This is a genomic window from Asticcacaulis sp. P2_C5, from assembly GCF_056404555.1.
On sequence record NZ_JBFUDU010000002.1, the window covers coordinates 492110 to 511472 of the forward strand.

Below are 19363 nucleotides of genomic sequence, written 5' to 3' on the forward strand. Positions count from 1 at the left end.
CGTCAAGCCGCCTCGGAGGCTTTGTCGGATGGAAATCCGGTGCGCAGCAGGCCGGTAATTTCCTCGACACATATCGCCCGGCTGAACAGAAATCCCTGGACTCCGGGGCAACCCTCTCCGCGCAGATGGTCCAGTTGGGCGACGGTCTCCACACCTTCCGCCACGCAATCCAGGTCGAGCTTGCGTGCCAGGTCGAGGATGCTGTGGACGATAGCGGCCGTGCTGTGATCATTGACGATGTCGCGCACGAAGGAGCGATCGATCTTGATCCGGTCAAGTGGAAAACGCTTGAGATAGGCGAGAGACGACCAGCCTGTGCCGAAATCGTCCAGCGACAGTTTTACGCCCAGGGCCTTGAGCTCACTCATAATGCGCAGGGTGACATTGGTGTCGTCGAGCGTCAGGCTTTCGGTCAGTTCCAGTTCGAGCCATTCCGCCGCCAGGCCGGTCTCTTCGAGCGCGCCGCGGACTATGGCCACGATATCGCCGCGATAGAATTGTTGCGCCGACAGGTTCACGGCGATCCGTATCTTGGGCAGGCCCTGGGCCTGCCAGGCGACCGCCTGTCTGCACGCCGTTTGAATTACCCATCGGCCGATCTCGACCATCCTGCCGTGTTCCTCGAGCAAGGGAATGAACAGGCCGGGCTCGATCAGCCCTTCAGTCGGGTGGTTCCAGCGCAACAAGGCTTCCAGGCCGTTAATGGCGGAACTGTCGACGCAGAGTTGGGGTTGATAATACAGTTCAAATTCATTGCGTTCACAGGCGCCGTACAGGTCGTTCGACAGGGTGTGCCAACGCGCCGCGGCCATGCTCAGGTCGTGGCTGAACAGGCGATAACTGCCGCGCTCTTTCTTCTTGGACTCGTACATGGCGGTATCCGCTGCCTGAAGCAGCGCGGCCGGGGTGTCGCCATCCTCAGGATACAGGCTGATGCCGATACTGGCACCAACGTGTAAATTGTGTCCCTGGATATTGAAGACCGGTTCCAGGGCCAGATGGATTCGCTGGGCCAGGGCTTCGGCATCCGCCGGGCCCGCAAGACCGCACGCCGCCACGACGAACTCGTCGCCGCCCAGCCGCGCCGGCGTATCGCCTTCGCGCAACACACTGCGCAGCCGCCGGGCGACCTCTTCGAGCAGACCGTCGCCGATAAAATGACCCAGGCTGTCATTGATATTCTTGAAATGATCAAGGTCGAGCAACAGAAGTCCGACGTGCCCGCGATCGCGACGCGCATGGGCCACCGCCTGGGTCAGGCGGTCCATCAGCAGCGTGCGGTTCGGCAGCCCGGTCAGGGCATCGTGCATGGCCAGATAACGTACGCGCGCCTCCGCCGCCTTGCGGGCGCGAATATCCCGAAACGTGCACTGGGCCAGAAGCCGTTCCCCGGCGCGATAGGTCGTCGCCAGGATCTCGACGCTGACGTCGGTGCCGTCGGTCTTCAGCCACGACCAGTCATCCCATTTGGCCTGGCCGGCTTCGCGCAATATGTCCGTCAGTGGGCGTGCGCCGCCCAGGTTCACCAGGGCGGGGATATCTTCCGGTCGCCGACCGCGCGCGGCCTCGATATCGCATTCCAGGATCTCGCTGCATTGCGCATTCATGTCGACGACGGTGTCGGTTTCGCAGTCGACGACCAATATGCCGTCGCCGGCGGTCTCGAACAGGCGGCGATGCCGCATTTCAGAATCGCGCAACGACACTTCGACGGCGCGACGGGTGCAGACCTCGGCTTCCAGACGGGTCTTGCCGGCCATCAGTTCGAGCTGCGCCCGACGCAAGGCCAGGTGCGTTCTCACGCGCGCCAGAAGTTCTTCTACCTGGAAAGGCTTGCTGACATAGTCCACGCCGCCCGCGGCGAAGGCTGTCACCTTGCTGTCGACATCGGCCAGGGCTGTCATGAAGATAACCGGTATATCGCGGCTCGCCTCTTCGTGCTTCAGCCGCCGGCAGGTCTCGAACCCGTCCAGGTCCGGCATCATCACATCCAGAAGGATCAGGTCCGGCTGAGCGTAGCGAACCCGTTCCAGGGCCTCAAAACCGCCCAGCGCAACCAGGACTTCGAAACCATGGCGCTCCAGATGATCGACCATGACGCCGAGATTGACCGGATTGTCGTCGACAACCAGCAGCGTGGCCTCGGTCTTGAATTTGGTAAGTTCGGTCATGCTGCCCTGCGTTCCTCGGCGTACTTCTCAACCAGGCGCAACACGGCTGGTGATTGGTAAGCCGCGCAGAGTGTGTCGAGCCGCTCCGCGAAACTGTGAAATTGTGGCCCCAGCGCAAGAATTGCGGGCACTTCTTTACGGATGGCGCGCAGATTGCCGGACCGGGCGTAGGCGAGCAACTGGTCGAGCGTGGCGCTGTCGGGCGCCAACATGGGCGGGACGGGATCGCTGACCGGCGCCTCGTCGGCCACGACATTGTCGACGGGTGCCGGAACGTCTTCCCCGGCGGCCAACGGGAAGGGGGCTTCGACGTGGAAGCAACTGCCTTCGCCTGACGCACTTGTGACGCCGATTTCGCCGCCCATCATCTCGACGATTTTACGTGTGATACTGAGGCCAAGTCCCGTGCCGCCACTGCGGTCGATGGCGTTGCCGACCTGTTCGAAAGGACGGAATATGCGTTCACGCTGATCGTCATGAATACCGACTCCGGTGTCGCTGATTTCAAAACGCAGGCGCACATCTTCATCGACGACGCTCACCAGGGTAACGTCGAGGCGTATTTCACCCGACGACGTAAACTTGACCGCATTTCCGAGCAGGTTGATCAAAACCTGGCGTACGCGCTTTTGGTCCGCCACCACGTTTTGCGGTACATCCTCATGGATTGTGACGTGGAAACCCAGGCCCTTTTCCTCGGCGCGCAGGCGAACCATCTGGGCCACGCTGGAAACGCAGGCACGGATATCGAACGGAGCCGGCAGGAGTTCCAGCTTGCCCGCCTCGACCTTTGCGATGTCGAGAATGTCGGTGATCATGGTCAGCAGATGTTCGCCGCTATGCTGGATCGTCCTGACGGCCGACAACTGCCGGTCGCTGAGATCGTCGCTATTAAGAAGCTGGGCATAGCCGATAATAGCGTTGAGCGGAGTACGCAGTTCGTGGCTCATATTGGCCAGGAATTGCGACTTGGCCGTGCTGGCCGATTCCGCGGCCGCGCGGGCCTCCGCCAGGACGCGGCTCTCTTCAGCCTGGCGAATCTGACGCTGTTCGTAGCCGCTGCGCAGGGACAGGAAGCGGTAGATCAGAAAAGCACCGGTCAGCACCAGCCAGACGCCTAGGATGATGAGGTACCACTGGGCAGTCGAGACCGAGACACCTTCAAAATTTATAGACTGGACGTGTACATCCATGCGGCCGTTAGGCGTCTGGCTCCCTGACGAGAAAGCCACGGACACAATCTGTTCGGGGACCGGTGGAACGGCATCGTGTGCCAGGTTATGCGCGTTCAGCCACCACTGTTCGGCCGTCAAGTTCCCCTTTGCGAGGTGGATAACATTGTCGCCCTGAACGACATCAAATTCGACGACATAAGGCACAGTCTCGTCTTTTCTGACCTTCGCGGCAAGATTGGCGGGACGCGGACTCTGCAGCAGCAGACGAAGATGTTCGCCGGTGCCGCGATAATTTAATTTAAGCGTAATGTTCTGGAATTTCGTAATATCCAGCCCTGTGGCCTCATGGTCCGCGTCGAGCTGCAGTCCATAACCACAATAGGTATATTGGGCGCCGGCACGCAGTGTGCATGACCATTGCAGCGGCTTGGACTTGTCCCACGTAACGGAGGTCTGGCCCCCGTCGGACTTGTCGCTGTAGTCGAATGGGTAATACTGTCCCATTTGCGAGGTAAGGTCGAATTGCCGGCTGGTCACGGCGCCCTGGCCCAGAACGGCCGCAAATGTGAGGGCGATCAGCATGAAGATGGCCGCCTCGACCTTCAGGTTACTGTAACGAAACCACCCTCGTGAAGACGGCGGTGCGTCGGTCGAGGTTTTGAAGGGAGACTGGGACAATCGGATACTCAATGAACGCATTCTACGGTAGGACGGCGCAATTTTGCGCCAACCGGACACCTGTTTTAACACCGAATGCTTAGTGAGATGTTTCCGTCTGCAAACCTTTGCGTCGATCACAGGAAATCCCAGGATGCATCGCGAAACCGCGGCATTTTGCGGATGGTGGCAGGCCATAACTGTCCCCCAAATCCCACAACCGCGGCCAAACCTTGCGCAATGCAGCATTTTTAACGCGATCTTGAGGCGTATTTGCTAAGGTCCCGCTCGAAAAAGGTGGGGCACGGGCCTATAGAGCTCGGGCGAAGCAGTAAAAAGACCGGTTGATGGGTATCCGCAGCGAGTACAAACGCCTGCTCAAATCAGGTGAACTGAAGGCTGACGCGGCGCAGAAGGCGGCGATCGAAGCCCTGTTCCGGCTGGAGCGACGTATTCGCCACAGCCGTTCGTGGTGGCGCGCCCTGTTCGGTATCCGGCCAAAATGCTACGGCATGTATCTGTGGGGCCCGCCCGGCCGCGGCAAGTCGATGATGATGGATATCTTCTATCATAACGCCCAGGTCAGGGCGAAACGCCGCGTCCACTTCCACGCCTTCATGTCGGAAGTCCACCATCTGATCCGCAAATGGCGCGAAAGCGACGCCAAGACGCGCAAAGCCGTCTTCGGCACGCACAAGGGCGACGATCCGATCGCGCCGACTGCGAAGCTGATCGCCAAACGGTCGCAGCTTCTGTGTTTCGATGAGTTGCAGGTGACCGATATCGCCGACGCTATGATCCTGGGCCGGTTATTTGAGGCCCTGTTTGCGCACAAGGTGGTCCTGGTCACGACGTCGAACCGGCCGCCTGAGGACCTCTACAAGAATGGCCTGAACCGCGATCTGTTCGTCCCCTTTATCGAGATGATCAAGCAGCGCCTGCAGGTCGTCGAGGTGGCCGGACCGCGCGATTTCCGCCTGGATCGCCTGCGCGGCGCCAAGACCTACTTCTTCCCGAGCACCGCGCCGGAAAGCCATGCCGGCTTCGACCGTCTGTGGGCCGATATGACGCGGCTCAACACCGAGATGGAATGCGCCCTGACGGTCAATGAGCGCAAGATCACCTTCAAGCGTGCGGCGGGACCGTTGCTGCGCGCCAGTTTTGCCGAACTGTGCGGCGGGAATAACGGCCCGGCCGATTATCTGGCGATCGCCGAGCGCTTTACGACGGTGTTTATCGAGGACGTGCCGATCATGAGCCCGGCCAATCGCAATGAAGCAAGGCGGTTCGTGACCTTGATCGATGCGCTGTATGAAGCGTCGACAAAGACGGTTCTGCTGGCAGCGGCGGAACCGGCGCAGCTGTATCCGTCGGGCGACGGCGCATTCGAGTTTGAACGGACCGTGTCACGGCTGGAAGAAATGCGTTCCGAGGATTATCTCAACCGAGCGGATTGACCAGAGCGCAATCCGATAAAGTGGATGCCACCGCACGGGCGGCCCCGTTCTCGGTTAATTGCGCGTCAAAACAAAAGTCAGTTGATCTGGAACCGGCGGCGGCCGGCCAGGCCGGCCAAAAAGGCCAAGGTCAGGCTGAGCAGGGATTGGGTCGAGGCCAGCAGCTTGATGATCAGGCTCTGCGCCGGATCGGCAGGCAGGACTACCGTCCGGATCCAGGCGTCGTTGGCGTTGAACTTGCTGGCGTCCAGGACACTGAACGGCGCGAAGACGTTCTGCAGCGAGAAAACCAGGGCGCTGTACAGGCCGTGCCCGTCCATCGGGATGACCGGCTGATGCGCACGCATCTGGCCGATAGTGTAATAAACAGTCGCCATGGCGCCGAACAACAGCAGCAGCATGACCATCGGGCGGAAGAGCGAATTGCCGTAGTCGGAGACCAGCCAGTAGAGGTAGGACGTGATGCGTTCCCACAACGGAATATCGCTGCGTTTACGGCGGGCGCGCAGTTCGAGATTGAAGAACTCGCCTTCCTTCAGCCGGTCGCGGCGCTCCTCCATCATCTGTTTGAGGGTGCGGAAACTGGCTTCGAGGTTGTTGTAGTAGTTGTCGGCGGTGAAGTTATCAAAGCGCCGTTCGATACGCGTTCTGAGATAAGTCTTCTTCCACGTGGCGTAGTTCGCCCCGTCGGGTTCAGCCAGGAAACGCAGCTTCAGCAGGTCTTCAGGATAGCGCGGCAGGCTGCCGGCGCGATAGGCCAGGGCGCGGCGGAAATTGGTGCCGTACAGATTGACATTGGCGTGGATGTCGCTGCCGTGGAACTGCGCACGCTCGTGGAAGACGGCATCGCGGAAGGTCGAGGGGGACAGCAGGTCACGGTTGGAAAAATTTGCGTCTTCGAAGAACTGGGTGCGGCGCGCGTGCAGCTTGGGCAGGGATTTGAAGCTGCGTTCTGGCGGGCCGGACGTGGGTTCCAACGTGCCCGTCAGTCCGTTGACGGGTTCTCCGGAAGCGGTCAGGCGGATCGCTTGCGATGATTGCGCGATCGGGTCGCCGTCGGTGGCGCCTTCCAGATTCAGACGACCGTACAGCCTGGCGTCGTTAAGGGTCAGGCGACGGACAAAGGCGGACTTGTAGAAGCCGATATCGTCCAGGCACTGAGTCTTATCGAAGATGGCCCGCCCCTGGAAGCGGCAGCCGAAAAAGTCGACCGGACCGGCGAAATGAGCGGCTGTGAAATCGGCATGATCGCTGAAGACGGATTCGGAAAAATTGGCCTTGTTGGCGAAACGGGTACCACCGAATAGGCTAAGACCTTGGAAATGAACCTCACGAAAGTCGGCGTCCCCGCAAAAGCGAGCGCCCTGAAACAGGGCCGCATTGAACACCACGCCGCGACTCGAATAACCCCCTGCAAAAATGGTATTTTCCGCTCTTATGGCGTCGGCACGGAGGGTAAAGGGCGCTTCCGCCAACCGACATGCGTTGACCCACGCACCAGCCATGTCGAAGAGGAATAAAGGCTTTGTCAGGTGCGTCTGGAAATTGCCGCCTATATAGATCTGCGCCGCAAGAATCGATCGCAGGGCATCCGAAGGCCAGTCGGCGATCAGCACGTCACTGAAAACACCGCCGGCGATCGCAATAAGGCTGTGATTGCCTTCGGGCCGTGGTTTCAGGACGTCAGAACACAAATCCTGCCATGCGGCATCACGCCACTGCATTTTTGGTGACGGTGTACCGTCGGCAAAGACAAAGGGGCAATGAAGGCGAGTCCAGCGCCGCGACGTGCCGGGTTCCGGTATCAAACGGGCTTCTTCGCTATGCCAGAAGACCTGCATATTCGCAGTGCCTTCTGGGCCTTCCTTGGCTTTCAGCCCGTCCCACGAATAGTCGGCCGCCCACCAGTCTTTCCACCACTGGGCTTCCAGGGCGGCGATCTCGGGATTGGCGTGCGGCTTCGGTGTCATATGTCCCCCGGCGGCCAGACGAGGCCGTCAGCCAAAGGTTAACACAGGCGGATGACAAATGTAAGAAAGGCCATCCGCGGTATGCCTAGAGGCCCAGGTCGCTCAGGCCCAGATGGTCGTCCGGGCGCCGGCCGGCATTGTCGCGCGGCCAGTGGAATTTGCGTTCGGCGTCGGCGATGGCGAGATCGTTGATGCTGGCGATGCGCACTTCCATCAGCCCATCGGCGTCGAACTGCCAGTTCTCATTGCCATAGCTGCGGAACCACTGGCCGTCGTCATCATGCCATTCATAGGCAAAGCGCACGGCGATACGGTTGCCGCCAAAGGTCCACAGCTCCTTGATCAGGCGGTAGTCGTTTTCGCGCTGCCATTTCCGCATTAGAAACGCTTCGATGGCGGCGCGGCCCTGCAGAAATTCGGAACGATTGCGCCAACGACTGTCCGGCGTATAGGCCAGGGCGACGCGGGCCGGATCGCGGCTGTTCCACCCATCTTCAGCGAGACGAACCTTTTGCGCCGCGGTCTCCGGGTCGAACGGTGGCAGGGGCGGTCGCGACATGATGGGGCTCCAAAGGAAAGACGCCGGCGGAATCATGTCGCCGGCGAGGACGTGCAGGCTTGCGGTCGATGTATGGGCGCTGATTAGCGCTGGCGCGAGTCAGGGTCCAGGGTGCTTGCACCCTGGCAGGGGCCGCGCTCGCGGCTAGCTGCCCGAGGTCTTGACCGAGTCCCACGACCGGGCGCCGGGGGTGGCGGCGGCCGAAGCTGTGCGCGACTGCAGGGCCTGCTGCAACCAGGCCAGATTGGCGTCGGCCTGGTCGGGCGGCAGGTCGCGGCGCAGCAGTTGTTCCGCTTCACCCATCTTGCCTTCCAGACCCAGCACAAGCGCCAGGTTCTGGCGCATCTGCAAGGTAGCGCCGGTTTGCGCCACGGCCGTGCGCAACAGCGGTTCGGCGCCGGCGAAGTCGCCTTTTTCCGCCTTGGACATGGCCTGATTGGTCAGGACGGACGGATTATTGGGCGACAGTTGCAGGGCTGTGGCCCATTCGGCCTGGGCGTCGGCGGGGCGCTTGACCTGGTCGTAGGCAACGCCGAGCAGCGAGTGGGCCTGCCAGTCCTTCGGCTTCAGCTGTATGGCGTGTTGCAAGGAGTCGATAGCGTAAAACGCGTTGTTGTCGGCGATGTGGGCGCGCGCGGCGGCCAGCAGCACATCGATATTGTCGGGCGCGAACAGCAGGACGCGGTGTGCGGCGTCGGCGGCTTCGGCCGTCCGGCCCAGGGCGCGCAGGGCGTTGGACAGGTACAGGCCCAGCTGCGCGTTCATCGGGTCGTGGTCGTACTGATTGGTGAAGAAGGCCGACTGGGTCAGGGGGTCGGCGCGCAGCATGGCCTGGATCTCGGCCTGGGTTGCGGGTTTGAAGCTGCTCTGCTCGTCCTGGGCCGGCGGCATGTTGGTAAAGCCGGCCGCCGGTGCCACACCCTGGGTCGCGGCGGGGGCGTCAGGCGTTGCGTCCTTCTTGTCCTTGCCGAACAGTCCGGCCTGGGCGCCCGGCGCCGCCAGAGTCAAAAGGAAAACGGTGGCGGTGAATGTGAGATACGGTTTCATAACGGTGACTCGCAAGAATTCTCGCCCCGGTTAAGACTTCGGTGACGGGAATGAAGATACAGTTAAAGAAGTTTCTGCACCTTTAACTAATTCCCTGCTCAAGCGCCGCAGGGGCTCCTCGCAACGGCTCGGGCGGGCACTTGCCCTTGCCGGGGCCTGCCAAGACAGCCCCGGAGCATAGCCAAACACCTTACCGGGGTATCTCATGCCGACACCGCTGCCCACCAAGCCGCAAAAAACCGAACATATCATCTTTGCCGTCTTCGAAGAGGACGTGGCCGACATGATGGCGGCCCTCAAACCGGCCCATACCGGATTTCTGACGGCGCGCGGCTTTACCGGCAAGACCGGCAGCCTGGTGGTGGTACCGTCGGGGCTGGGCTCCAACGAGATGGGCGGGTTGTGGGCGTGGTTTGGCTTGGGCGCACGAAGGACTTTCAACCCGCTGACCTTCCGGGGTCTGCCGACCCAGTTGCCAAAGGGCAAGTGGCGGCTGAAGGTCGATCACGATCTCGACCTGGCGCCGATCCACGTCGCCTGGGGGCTGGGTTCGTACAGTTTCGGCAAATATAAATCCGCAAGAAACGAAGGCGCGGGCAAGCCGGTCGAGGCGGTGCTGGACGACAGCGACCTGACACCGTCGGAACGCAGCGCTGTGGCGTTGGAAGTTCAGGCCCATGACCGGGCGCGCGATCTGGTCAATACGCCGGCCAACGACATGGGCCCCGCCCAGATCGAGGCCGTGGCGCGCGGCATCGCCAAGGCGCACAGTGCTGAAATCGGCGTGATCGCCGGTGAACTGCTCAAGACCAGCTATCCTGCCGTCCACGCGGTAGGCCGCGCTGCCGGCGCCGACCAGCAGCCGCGCTTTATCGAGATGTCGTGGCAACCGGCCGACGCACGCGGCACGCTTCCCGTCATCTGCCTGATCGGCAAGGGTGTGGCCTTCGATACTGGCGGGTTGAACCTGAAGACCGGCAACGGCATGGGTCTGATGAAGAAGGACATGGGCGGCGCCGCGCATGTCCTTGCCCTGGCCGAATGGGTGATGGCCAGCCAATTGCCGCTCAAGCTGCATGTGCTGATCCCCGCCGTCGAGAATTCGGTCTCCGGCAATGCCATGCGGCCTGGCGATGTCCTGGCAACGCGCGCCGGCACGTCGATCGAAGTCGGCAATACCGACGCGGAAGGCCGGCTGATCCTGGCCGACGCCCTGACGCGGGCCGGTGAACTGGAGCCTGTCCTGACGCTCGACTTCGCCACCTTGACCGGTGCGGCGCGTGTGGCGCTGGGGCCGGATATTATACCGTTTTACTGTGACGACGAAGAGGTGGTGCGCCAGCTGGAGATTGCGTCGATCGCCCAGTTCGATCCGCTGTGGCGCATGCCGCTGTGGGCCGGCTATAACGATGCGCTGGACTCGGATATAGCCGACATCAAGAACGATCCGTCGTCGTGGGCGCAGGCCGGATCGGTGACCGCGGCCCTGTTTCTCCAACGCTTCGCACCCAAGACGGGCGCGTGGGCGCATTTCGATCTCTATGCCTGGAACCCGCGCAGCCGCGCCGGCGCGCCAGTCGGTGGAGAGGCCCAGACGTTACGGGCAGTGTACCAGTTGCTGAAGGCGTATTAATACTAGCTCAAGCGCCGCATGGCTCCTCGCATCAGCTCGGGCGGGCGGTCGCCCTTGCCAAGCGCGATGAATCATCGCGCTTGGAATAGCACCCATTTGATTCATTGAGTTTAACAAGCGATGCGGTGGCACCCGCTTCATAAACTTCCTGTTGACCGTGGCGGGTAACGTGACCTTTACGTCCCTGCGGTAGGGTGGAGATATAGAAAGTTCTCCAGGCTGAAAGCCCAACGGTTACCATGACGCAAAATAGCGACGACAATTTCGACAAGCGCATCACCCCGTTCAAGGACGGCGTGACCGACCAGGCCCATGAAGGCCTGATCCGCGCCCGGTCCTATGTGGCGGGTGAAATCCTGAGCTGTTACGAAGCTACGGCGCCCATCCTGTCTCAGCCGGAACACGGCGCCGAACAATGGGATCAGCTGCTGCTGGGCGAGCGTTTCAAGGTCATCGAACGCAAGCACGACTTCTACTGGGGCCAGGCCCTGCGTGACGGCTATGTCGGCTATGTGCCGGTCACCGCCTTCCGCCGCGACTGGTACCTGCCGACCCATTATGTGGCCACGCTGCGCACCTATGTTTTCGCCGGTTCGAACCTGAAGGCGTCGATCCTGTCGGCGCTGAGCCTGAATTCACTGGTCAATGTGACGCGGTTCGAGAACGGTTTTGCCTATATCAACGACATGGGCTGGGTATTCGCCAACCATCTGTCGGATTTCGAACGCTTCGCCGACGATTTCGTCACCGTGGCCGAAAGCTATATCAATGCACCCTATCAATGGGGCGGCCGCGAAAGTATCGGGCTCGACTGTTCCGGCCTGCTGCAACAGGCTCTGTACGCCTCGGGCTATGGCTGCCCGCGCGACAGCGACATGCAGGGCAAGCTGGGCATTGCGCTGGAGGTCGGTACGGACCTCAAGGGCCTGGTGCGCGGTGATCTGGTGTTCTGGAAAGGCCACGTCGCCATCATGGTCGACGAAGACAATATCATCCACGCCAATGCACACCATATGAAGGTGGCGGTCGAACCTTTGCGCGAGGCGGTCAACCGCATCGACGGCTGTGGTTCGGGCCGGCCTACCGCCTTCCGCCGGCTGTAAGTGTAAAGCTTAAAGCGTAAAAAAGCCCGCCGGTGTGAACTGGCGGGCTTTTTCGTCAGGTTCGGGTGGCTTAAGCGGCTGGCTTAGCGGCGGCCGGCGCCGGTTCAGCAGGTGCTGCTGCGGCAGGAGCCGGGGCAGCTTCCGACGTCGCAGTACCGGCAGCGGCAGGTGCCGCACCGGCCGCACGCGACGGATCGGGGGCCGGAATGGCGTAACCGGTCGAACCCTGGCTGCGCAGATAGGCGATCAGGTTGACGCGGTCTTCCGGCTTCTTGACGCCCGGGAAGTTCATCTTCGTGCCCTTGATCCACTTTTGCGGCGCGCCGAGGAACATATAGAGCTGGTCGTAGCTCCACGCTGGCGCGTCCTTGGCGTGGGCCATCATGGCGTCGGAATAGGCCATGCCGGCATGCGAGGCGGTCGGACGACCGACGACGCCGTACAGGTTCGGGCCGGTCATGTTCGGACCGCCCTGAGCATTGTTATGGCACGAGGTACATTTGGCGAAAATCTTCTCACCGGCGGCGACGTCGGCCGTCGCCAGGACGGTACCCCAGTCCGGCGGTGTATCGGCAGCGGCGGGACCGCCTTCGGTCGGGGCCTCGGCGACTTCGATGGCATAGCCAGGCTTTTCGGGCGCTTCATGCTTGTAGATCATGTCCGCGCCGATCTTGACGCCCATAATCACCAGGCCCGTCGCCAGGACAGCACCGAGAATCTTGTTAAGTTGCAGGTCGCCGCTCATCTTGCCAGAGTACCCATGAATCAATGAATCCGCACCGAGATTAGGCCCTGTCACATCGCTGTCAACAGCCCGGCTTGCGTTTGGCTCTCTGACACGCTACCGCCAAAGACGCAAGCCGACTTTTGCACCGCTTTGGGCAAAAGTGTCAAATCGTCGCAGGGAGCCATCGCAAGACTATGAACAGCCAGACCACACGCAAGATCGCCTATCAGGGCGAGCCCGGGGCCTTCAGCCATCAGGCCATCAAGCGTTGGTTCGGCGACTTTACCCCGGCGCCGTTTCCGACTTTCGAGGCCGCCTTTGCCGCCGTCCGTGAAGGCGATTGCGAACTGGGGATGATTCCGGTCGAAAATTCGGTCGCGGGCCGGGTGTCGGACGTCCACCACCTGTTACCGCATTCGGGATTGAAGATCGTCGGCGAACGGTTTTTGCCGATCGAGATGAACCTGATGGCGGTGCCGGAAACCGAACTGGCCAATATCAAGGTGGCGGCGTCGCACGCCATGGCCCTTCTGCAATGTCGCAATTCGCTGCGTGATCTGGGCATCACGGCCGAGGTTTTTCACGATACGGCGGGGGCGGCGCGTTCGCTCGCCCAGACACGCGAACTGGACCGGGCGGCTATCGCGCCGGAATCGGCGGCCGAGCTGTACGGACTGAAGATATTGAAGCGCAACATGGAAGACGCGCGCCACAACACGACGCGATTCCTGATCCTGACGACCGAAGACAAGGTGGTGACGCCTGAACCCGACGTGCCGTGCATGACCAGCTTTGTCTTCCGCGTGCGCAACATCCCGGCAGCCCTGTACAAGGCCCTTGGCGGGTTTGCGACCAATGGCGTCAACATGACCAAGCTGGAAAGCTATATCGAGAACGGTGTCTTCGCCTCGACCTTCTTCTACAGCGATGTCGAAGGCCGGCCGAGCGATCGCGGCGTCGCCCAGGCCCTGGAGGAGCTGAGTTTCTTCGCCAGCAATATGGAACTGCTCGGGACCTATCCGATGGATCCTTTCCGCCTCAGCGAGGGACAGAGGTAGGCTGTGTCGGTCTCGCTCGGTGAACGTCGCAAGGATATGGACGCCGCGCTGAAGGCCGAGATTGTCCCGGCCCTGCGCAGTTCCGGCTTCAAGGGATCCTATCCGAATTTTCGCCGGACGGTTGGCGGGCGGCTGGACCTTCTGTCGTTCGGTTTCGACCGTTACGGCGGCGGGTTCCGGATGGAACTGGGCCAATCCGCGGCTGGCGCGTTTACGACCCATTGGGGGAAGACGTTGCCGGAATCGAAAGCGCATGTCGGCTACCTGGGGACGGATCAACGCAGCTGGCTCGGGCCGGACGGCTTCGGTGTCGATTCGCAGTTTGATTTTCGTTACGGTCGCTTTGCCGATGTTGTCGGCCAGGTTCGCCTGGGTTTGCCCGATGCGATGAAATGGTTCGAAGACCGGGTCGCTCTTGACGGCGATCAGGTGAAACCGTGACGCGCACGGCGCTTTGGATATCCGGCTTTACAGGCATCGCGGTTGTCGTGATGTCCGGTCGTGTCCTGGCCGGCCAGCCTTTGTTTCATGCCGATTTTGAAGGCAACTCCGCCGGTCCCTATCCGTCCGCCGCCATGGATGTCGATTTCCACCATCCGGCGTGGGAAGACGGGATCGAGGAAGGTCATGCCCAGATCGTTGCTTCGGATTGCGGCAAGGCCTTGCGTATAAGCTATCCCGCCGGACAGATCGGCCAGGGCGTCAATATCCCGGTCGCCTTGCCGCGCCGCGACGCGCTGTATCTGGCCTATCGTGTCTATTTTCCGCCGGGTTTCGATTTTGTGAAAGAAGGCAAGCTGTCGGGATTGTGCGGCGGTACCTGCAATAGCGGCGGTCATCCGCCCAACGGCCACGACGGCTGGTCGTCGCGCATCATCTGGCAAAAGGGCGGGCAGGCGGCACAATATGTCTATCGCCCCCGTCAGGCGGACAAATACGGCGACACCGACCTGTGGTCGCCCGGCGCCCTGACGCCCGGCACATGGCATTTCGTGCAGACCTATGTCCGGGTGAATACACCCGGCAAGGCCGACGGCGTCATCATGTCATGGCTGGACGGCAAGCGCGCCTATACGGCGCGGCACGTCGTGTTGCGTGATACCGAAGCCTTTGCGATTGATGCCTTTCACTTCGAGACCTTTTTCGGCGGAGGAACGGCCGACTATGCGCCGGCGACGGAGCAATATGCCTTGTTCGACGATATCACCGTGTCGGAAACGAAGATCAGGCCGCCCGCTGCCTGCCGATAGGGCCTCGGCCCGACGGCTTTTGAGGTTGTCTGCTATCACGTCGCCGTGATATGCATTGCAACGGGAGGGCATCATGGCAGCAAAAAAATCGTATAACTCTATGGTGATCGCGACGGGGGCAGCCCTGGTCGTGGTGTTGGGGTTAATCTTCTTCGGATCGCAGGACTGGAAACACGGGCGCAACCGTATTCTCGACCTGGTCCAGGCCAATCTGGGCGATGCGCATGCGCGCTACGACTACGCCGTCCGCCTGGACAAGAACGGCAAGAAGGATGCAGCCATGACCTGGTACGAAAAGGCGGCCGATGGCGGCTATGTGCCGGCCATGATGGCCATAGCCGACAGTTACGGCGACATCACCGACGAAGAGACAGGCGATACCGTCGTCAAGTGGTACAAGAAGGCTGCCGCGGCTGGTAACAGCGAAGCGATGCGCAAACTGGGTAATGCCTACGCGATCGGGCGCGGATCACTGCAACCGAGCACCATCATGGCGCGCAGTTATTACGAAAAGGCAGCCCAGGCGGGCGATCTGCGTGCCAAGACCCTGTTCGGCGCCATGTTGGTGAACGAAGGCAAGCTGAAGGAGGCCGAGGGCTGGCTTCTGCAGGCCGCGGCCGCTGGTGACGGCGAGGCAGCGCTCGACCTTGGCAATATCTATTACGACTATCGCAGCCCGTTGAAAGACGCGACCAAGGCAGCGCATTATTACGAGCAGGCGGCCAATGCCGGCTTCAGCGAGATCATGTTCAACTATGCCTATATCCAATATTACGGCAACGGCGTGAAGAAGGATCCGGTCGAGGCCTATAAGTGGGTGCTGATCGCCAGTGAAGTCCGCGAACGCGAGATGTCACCTGCGGCCTATTTCCTGCGCCAGAAGCTTACGCCCGAGCAGTTGAAGGATGGCGAACAGCGCGCCGAGCAATGGCGGCAGAGCCACCCGAAGGTTCGGTTTTAGCTTTTTAGCCCAAACGCCGCCGCACGGGCGGCCCTGATGATTCGCGATAGTCATTTTTATACCGCCCCGCTTTACGGGGAGGTATAAAATAACGTCGTTTCTTAATTCTTCAATGCGGCCTCGACCTCGGCCACGGTTTCGGGCAGGATGGGATTGGCGACCTTATAGGTAATGGTCCCGTCCGGCGATACGACATAGGTTTCCGGCACGCCGGAAATCCCCAGGTCCAGCCCCATCTTGCCGTCAGGGTCGCTCAGCGTCTTCACATACGGATTGTCGTGCTCGGCGAGGAATTTGAGCGTGTTTTTCGGTTCGTCCTTCCAGGCGATGCCGATCATCACAACGCCCTTGGCCTTCAACGCCATCAGGGTGGGATTTTCGGCGATGCACGGCCCGCACCACGAAGCGAAAACATTGACCAGCACCGGGTGATCGTAGCCTGCGACCAGGGTTTTTAGGTTCGCGGTCCCGCCGGTATCGAGATCGTCAACAGCCAGGCTGGGCACCGAATGGCCGACCATGGCCATGGGTTCGTAACGCGCCTTCTTGTGAAAATTATAATAGGCCAGAACGGCGACAAGCCCGGCAAACAGAACCAGCGGCATCAGGGCCAGAATACGTTTCATGCTTTGATCTCTGCCGCATCCTGCAAGGCCTTCAACACCGCCTTGCGGTGGGCGTGGGCGCGGACCGACAGGAGGACCAGACCCGCCAGACCGAGCAAGGTCGCCCCGTAAGAGCCCCAGACGAAAAAGGCGTATTTGCCCATATTGAGATCGAGATGCATCAGTTGAAACTCAGTCTGGAACGAAGAGCCCGATATTTGCGGGCCAAAATTTCGGAATCGAGCCGAATGAGGAACAGCCACACGGTCAGGACATGGATGGCGGCGACCATGACGAACAGCGGCCACAGCATGTCAGGCGCAATGGTCGGTCCATCGGCGCGGAAAATGCTTTCACCCTGATGCAGGGTATTCCACCATTCGACCGAAAACTTGATGATCGGCAGGTTGACCAGCCCGACCATAGCCAGGATGGCGGTCGATTTGGCGGCGCGCTGTTCGTCCTCGATCGAGGCGTGCAGGGCGATATAGCCGATATAGAACAGGAACAGCACCAGGACCGAGGTCATGCGGCCGTCCCATTGCCACCATGTGCCCCACATCGGCTTGCCCCACAGCGACCCGGTCAGTAGCGCCAATGCCGTAAACACCGCGCCTATAGGGGCGATCGCCTTGGCGGCGGCATCGGCCAGGGCATGGCGGAAGATTAGGCCGAAGAAACTGGCTGCACCCATCAGCATATAGACGAACAGCCCCATCCAAGCCGCGGGCACATGGATGTACATGATGCGGACGGTGTCGCCCTGCTGGTAGTCCTCTGGCGAGGCAAAGCAGAGATACAGTCCCCAGACCAGCAGCACACCGCCGATCCCGGCCAGCCACGGCCGGATAGGGGCGGTCAGTTTGGTGAAACGGTCCGGATTGGCGAGGAAGGTAAACATGAGAGGTGGAGATAAGGGTTTTGCAGTCCGTGGGCAAGGTGGCAGTTCAGCGCAGGTTGCGGTTGATATTGTTGCTGTCAAGCGCAACGGCTTCCGGGGCGGCGATAAAGGCAGGAAAGATTTTTGACCACGAACCACACGAAAAACACGCACACGCCGCCGAACGTTTGATGTTTAGACCGTGAACCGGCACCCGTTCGTGTCGGTTCGTGACGTTCTTGGTCAGATTCTTACGAAAAGTAGCCCCACACATGATGCTGGCCGGCGATGATTACCGGCCTGTCGCACCCCAGGGATAGAGTTGCCGCAAGTCCTTTTCCAACGCGCGGAACAGATCGACCCGCAAGGCGGCAAAATCGCGATCAAAGGCCGCGTGGGCGTCGCGCCGGGCTTCGATCAACTCGCCAATGCCCGGCTGGTCGATCGCCGGCGGACCGCCGCGAAACTCCGCCGCCTGAGCCTGATACACCGGGCGGAATTCGCCATATTCGCGTTTGATGATGGTACGGACGAGGGCGGCAGCTTCGCGTCCGGCCAGCGGTTCCATAAAGGCCGCCACGCCGCCATCGATAAAGGCCGTTCCGACTTCATCGAAATAGTCGGTGATGCACTTGTCGCGCATATATTCGGCGAAGTCACCGACGTGCAGCGCCATCTGCTCGGTCAGGATCAGCGCACGTGTCCCAAGCAGTCGCACAGTCAGCGCTACCCTCTCGCGGATCACGGCCGTACACTTGCTGGTCCATGGTTTCGACGCGGGAAAATAGGGCGTGCGGTTGTCGATCGGTAGGACAGGCGCGATATTGCCGCGTTGCATACCCTCGGCAACGGAGGACGCATCGTCAGGATCGATATCGCTGCGTACGAAGGATTCCATCACAGCGCGCCGGGCCAGCGGCGTCCATTCTTTCATTGCCGTGGGTCGGGCCAGATATTGCTCGACTTTTTGTTTTTGCGCCAGGGTCAGCGGCGGCAGATCGGCCGCGAAGCGCATGTTCGCGTAGTTGACGGGCGCTGGAGTGGGAGCGGTCTGGGTCATTGCGGCAGATTGGCAAATTGAGGTTACGTCCACGTTATCGAAGCGGCTGGTGGATGGCCTTTTTTGCCGATTGCGCTATGCATTTGCCTGAGAATCGCTTCGGGCGCGGGGATTACATCGTGGCAAAGACAGAAGTCCGTTACGTTGACGGTTTTGACCGGCTTTCGAACCCGCCGGCCTATGCCCGGACTGCCGGGCTGGGCCGCCGCTTCGCCGTCGTGCAGGATACCTACCGGCCCGATATCGGCGAGATGTATTTCGATGTGGCGCTGTGGCTGAGCCTTCTCGACTTTGCGATGACGCTGACCGGCGAGGTGCGGATCGGGCTGACGGAGGGTCTGGGACCGGAAGTAGAGGTGGCGGCATTCCTGGACTCGTGGTCGAAGACCCAGGACGAGGATCGCGAGCCGACGGGCATCCGGGTGCGGGACGACGGCAGGCTGGTCCTGGCCATCGAGCCGGTTTTCTGGTGTTCTGTCGGCGGGCCGCAGCCCTATTCCGACTCCTACACCTACGAGATCTGTTCCGCGGCGGCGGTGGGAGCGGCGGTCATGGCGCATCTGGTTGCGGCCAATACCGATGGCTGGAACCTGGCGGACGCGCCGATAATCGCCTTTGGCACACAGGCGGAGGTTCCAAAGCTCAGCCTGCGGCAAAAACTACGGGAATGGCTGACTTGATCTGGGCATCAGCTCAACGCCGAGCGTAAAGCCGCGCCCATGGCAATGGGACCGAGCGCCAAGGCGAACAGGGCATAGGCCGCCAGAAACGCCAGGGCCTGAAAGGGCGAGGTCGAGCCTTGCGCTGCCTGCATGATACCTGCGCCGAAAATTACCGGCGGCACGTAGAAGGGCAGGACCAAAAGCGCGATCAGGACCCGCCGATCAGGGCAAAGCTCAGCGATCCCAGAACAGCGGCCGGCTGAGCCAGCATCAAGCCAGCAATTACGCGTGATGATCGCCATCCCGCGGAATCGCACGGTATCTTCGCCTGAAAAAACCTGTTCCAATAACCGCATAGTTGCTTATACTCTGTATCTAAATATCGGGG

The 19363-nt window shown here is 61.0% G+C and carries 19 protein-coding genes; 8 read left to right on the forward strand and 11 right to left on the reverse strand.

Annotation, left to right across the window (positions count from 1 at the left end):
- Window positions 1-2 precede the first annotated feature (2 nt).
- Together AC1DXO_RS05815 and AC1DXO_RS05820 are read right to left on the reverse strand one after the other, a co-directional pair.
- Window positions 3-2171, reverse strand: a complete 2169-nt coding sequence (locus AC1DXO_RS05815; RefSeq protein WP_476977153.1) for a putative bifunctional diguanylate cyclase/phosphodiesterase — start codon at window positions 2169-2171, stop codon at window positions 3-5.
- The gene (locus tag AC1DXO_RS05820; protein ID WP_476977154.1) at window positions 2168-4024 is read right to left on the reverse strand and encodes a sensor histidine kinase; all 1857 of its coding nucleotides are present in this window, start codon (window positions 4022-4024) and stop codon (window positions 2168-2170) included. The genes AC1DXO_RS05815 and AC1DXO_RS05820 overlap by 4 nt, the downstream gene beginning before the upstream one ends.
- Window positions 4025-4350: 326 nt before the next feature.
- Between AC1DXO_RS05820 and zapE the strand changes: the two genes are divergently transcribed.
- Complete coding sequence (gene zapE, locus AC1DXO_RS05825) at window positions 4351-5460, forward strand: cell division protein ZapE (RefSeq protein WP_476977155.1); 1110 nt, start codon at window positions 4351-4353, stop codon at window positions 5458-5460.
- 77 nt (window positions 5461-5537) lie between these two features.
- Here zapE and AC1DXO_RS05830 read toward each other — a convergent pair whose 3' ends face one another.
- The 3 genes from AC1DXO_RS05830 to AC1DXO_RS05840 all read right to left on the reverse strand — a co-directional run bounded on the left by AC1DXO_RS05830 (window position 5538) and on the right by AC1DXO_RS05840 (window position 9036).
- Window positions 5538-7430 carry a pentapeptide repeat-containing protein gene (locus AC1DXO_RS05830; protein WP_476977156.1) on the reverse strand — a complete coding sequence of 631 codons (1893 nt, stop codon included), beginning with the start codon at window positions 7428-7430 and terminating at the stop codon, window positions 5538-5540.
- 85 nt (window positions 7431-7515) lie between these two features.
- Entirely contained in the window at window positions 7516-7989 is a 474-nt protein-coding gene (locus AC1DXO_RS05835) for a nuclear transport factor 2 family protein (protein ID WP_476977157.1), read from the reverse strand.
- Window positions 7990-8133: 144 nt separating this feature from the next.
- Complete coding sequence (locus AC1DXO_RS05840; protein WP_476977158.1) at window positions 8134-9036, reverse strand: tetratricopeptide repeat protein; 903 nt, start codon at window positions 9034-9036, stop codon at window positions 8134-8136.
- 205 nt (window positions 9037-9241) lie between these two features.
- Between AC1DXO_RS05840 and AC1DXO_RS05845 the strand changes: the two genes are divergently transcribed.
- Window positions 9242-10669 (forward strand): leucyl aminopeptidase family protein, encoded by a 1428-nt coding sequence (locus AC1DXO_RS05845; RefSeq protein ID WP_476977159.1) that lies wholly within the window; start codon window positions 9242-9244, stop codon window positions 10667-10669.
- Between the two features lie 239 nt (window positions 10670-10908).
- Window positions 10909-11772, forward strand: coding sequence for a C40 family peptidase (locus tag AC1DXO_RS05850; protein WP_476977160.1), 864 nt, complete (start codon window positions 10909-10911; stop codon window positions 11770-11772).
- Window positions 11773-11842: 70 nt separating this feature from the next.
- Here the strand turns inward: AC1DXO_RS05850 and AC1DXO_RS05855 are convergent, their stop codons facing one another.
- Complete coding sequence (locus tag AC1DXO_RS05855) at window positions 11843-12517, reverse strand: c-type cytochrome (RefSeq protein ID WP_476977161.1); 675 nt, start codon at window positions 12515-12517, stop codon at window positions 11843-11845.
- 176 nt (window positions 12518-12693) lie between these two features.
- Between AC1DXO_RS05855 and AC1DXO_RS05860 the strand changes: the two genes are divergently transcribed.
- The 4 genes from AC1DXO_RS05860 to AC1DXO_RS05875 all read left to right on the forward strand — a co-directional run bounded on the left by AC1DXO_RS05860 (window position 12694) and on the right by AC1DXO_RS05875 (window position 15768).
- Window positions 12694-13557, forward strand: a complete 864-nt coding sequence (locus AC1DXO_RS05860) for a prephenate dehydratase (protein ID WP_476977162.1) — start codon at window positions 12694-12696, stop codon at window positions 13555-13557.
- Between the two features lie 3 nt (window positions 13558-13560).
- Complete coding sequence (locus AC1DXO_RS05865) at window positions 13561-13998, forward strand: DUF4304 domain-containing protein (RefSeq protein WP_476977163.1); 438 nt, start codon at window positions 13561-13563, stop codon at window positions 13996-13998.
- Window positions 13995-14807: a polysaccharide lyase gene (locus AC1DXO_RS05870; protein ID WP_476977164.1), complete on the forward strand. Its 813-nt coding sequence runs from the start codon at window positions 13995-13997 to the stop codon at window positions 14805-14807. The genes AC1DXO_RS05865 and AC1DXO_RS05870 overlap by 4 nt, the downstream gene beginning before the upstream one ends.
- Before the next feature lie 73 nt (window positions 14808-14880).
- Window positions 14881-15768 carry a tetratricopeptide repeat protein gene (locus tag AC1DXO_RS05875; protein WP_476977165.1) on the forward strand — a complete coding sequence of 296 codons (888 nt, stop codon included), beginning with the start codon at window positions 14881-14883 and terminating at the stop codon, window positions 15766-15768.
- A gap of 101 nt (window positions 15769-15869) precedes the next feature.
- Here AC1DXO_RS05875 and AC1DXO_RS05880 read toward each other — a convergent pair whose 3' ends face one another.
- The 4 genes from AC1DXO_RS05880 to AC1DXO_RS05895 all read right to left on the reverse strand — a co-directional run bounded on the left by AC1DXO_RS05880 (window position 15870) and on the right by AC1DXO_RS05895 (window position 18313).
- Window positions 15870-16394: a DsbE family thiol:disulfide interchange protein gene (locus AC1DXO_RS05880; RefSeq protein WP_476977166.1), complete on the reverse strand. Its 525-nt coding sequence runs from the start codon at window positions 16392-16394 to the stop codon at window positions 15870-15872.
- Complete coding sequence (ccmD, locus tag AC1DXO_RS05885; protein ID WP_476977167.1) at window positions 16391-16555, reverse strand: heme exporter protein CcmD; 165 nt, start codon at window positions 16553-16555, stop codon at window positions 16391-16393. Before ccmD ends, AC1DXO_RS05880 begins: the two co-directional genes overlap by 4 nt.
- Window positions 16555-17274 carry a heme ABC transporter permease gene (locus tag AC1DXO_RS05890; protein ID WP_476977168.1) on the reverse strand — a complete coding sequence of 240 codons (720 nt, stop codon included), beginning with the start codon at window positions 17272-17274 and terminating at the stop codon, window positions 16555-16557. Before AC1DXO_RS05890 ends, ccmD begins: the two co-directional genes overlap by 1 nt.
- A gap of 271 nt (window positions 17275-17545) precedes the next feature.
- Window positions 17546-18313: a hypothetical protein gene (locus tag AC1DXO_RS05895; protein ID WP_476977169.1), complete on the reverse strand. Its 768-nt coding sequence runs from the start codon at window positions 18311-18313 to the stop codon at window positions 17546-17548.
- 119 nt (window positions 18314-18432) lie between these two features.
- On the opposite strand from AC1DXO_RS05895, the gene AC1DXO_RS05900 reads away from it, so the two are divergent.
- Window positions 18433-18993 (forward strand): hypothetical protein, encoded by a 561-nt coding sequence (locus AC1DXO_RS05900; RefSeq protein ID WP_476977170.1) that lies wholly within the window; start codon window positions 18433-18435, stop codon window positions 18991-18993.
- Window positions 18994-19001: 8 nt separating this feature from the next.
- Here AC1DXO_RS05900 and AC1DXO_RS05905 read toward each other — a convergent pair whose 3' ends face one another.
- The gene (locus AC1DXO_RS05905; protein WP_476977171.1) at window positions 19002-19331 is read right to left on the reverse strand and encodes a heme exporter protein CcmB; all 330 of its coding nucleotides are present in this window, start codon (window positions 19329-19331) and stop codon (window positions 19002-19004) included.
- Window positions 19332-19363 lie beyond the last annotated feature (32 nt).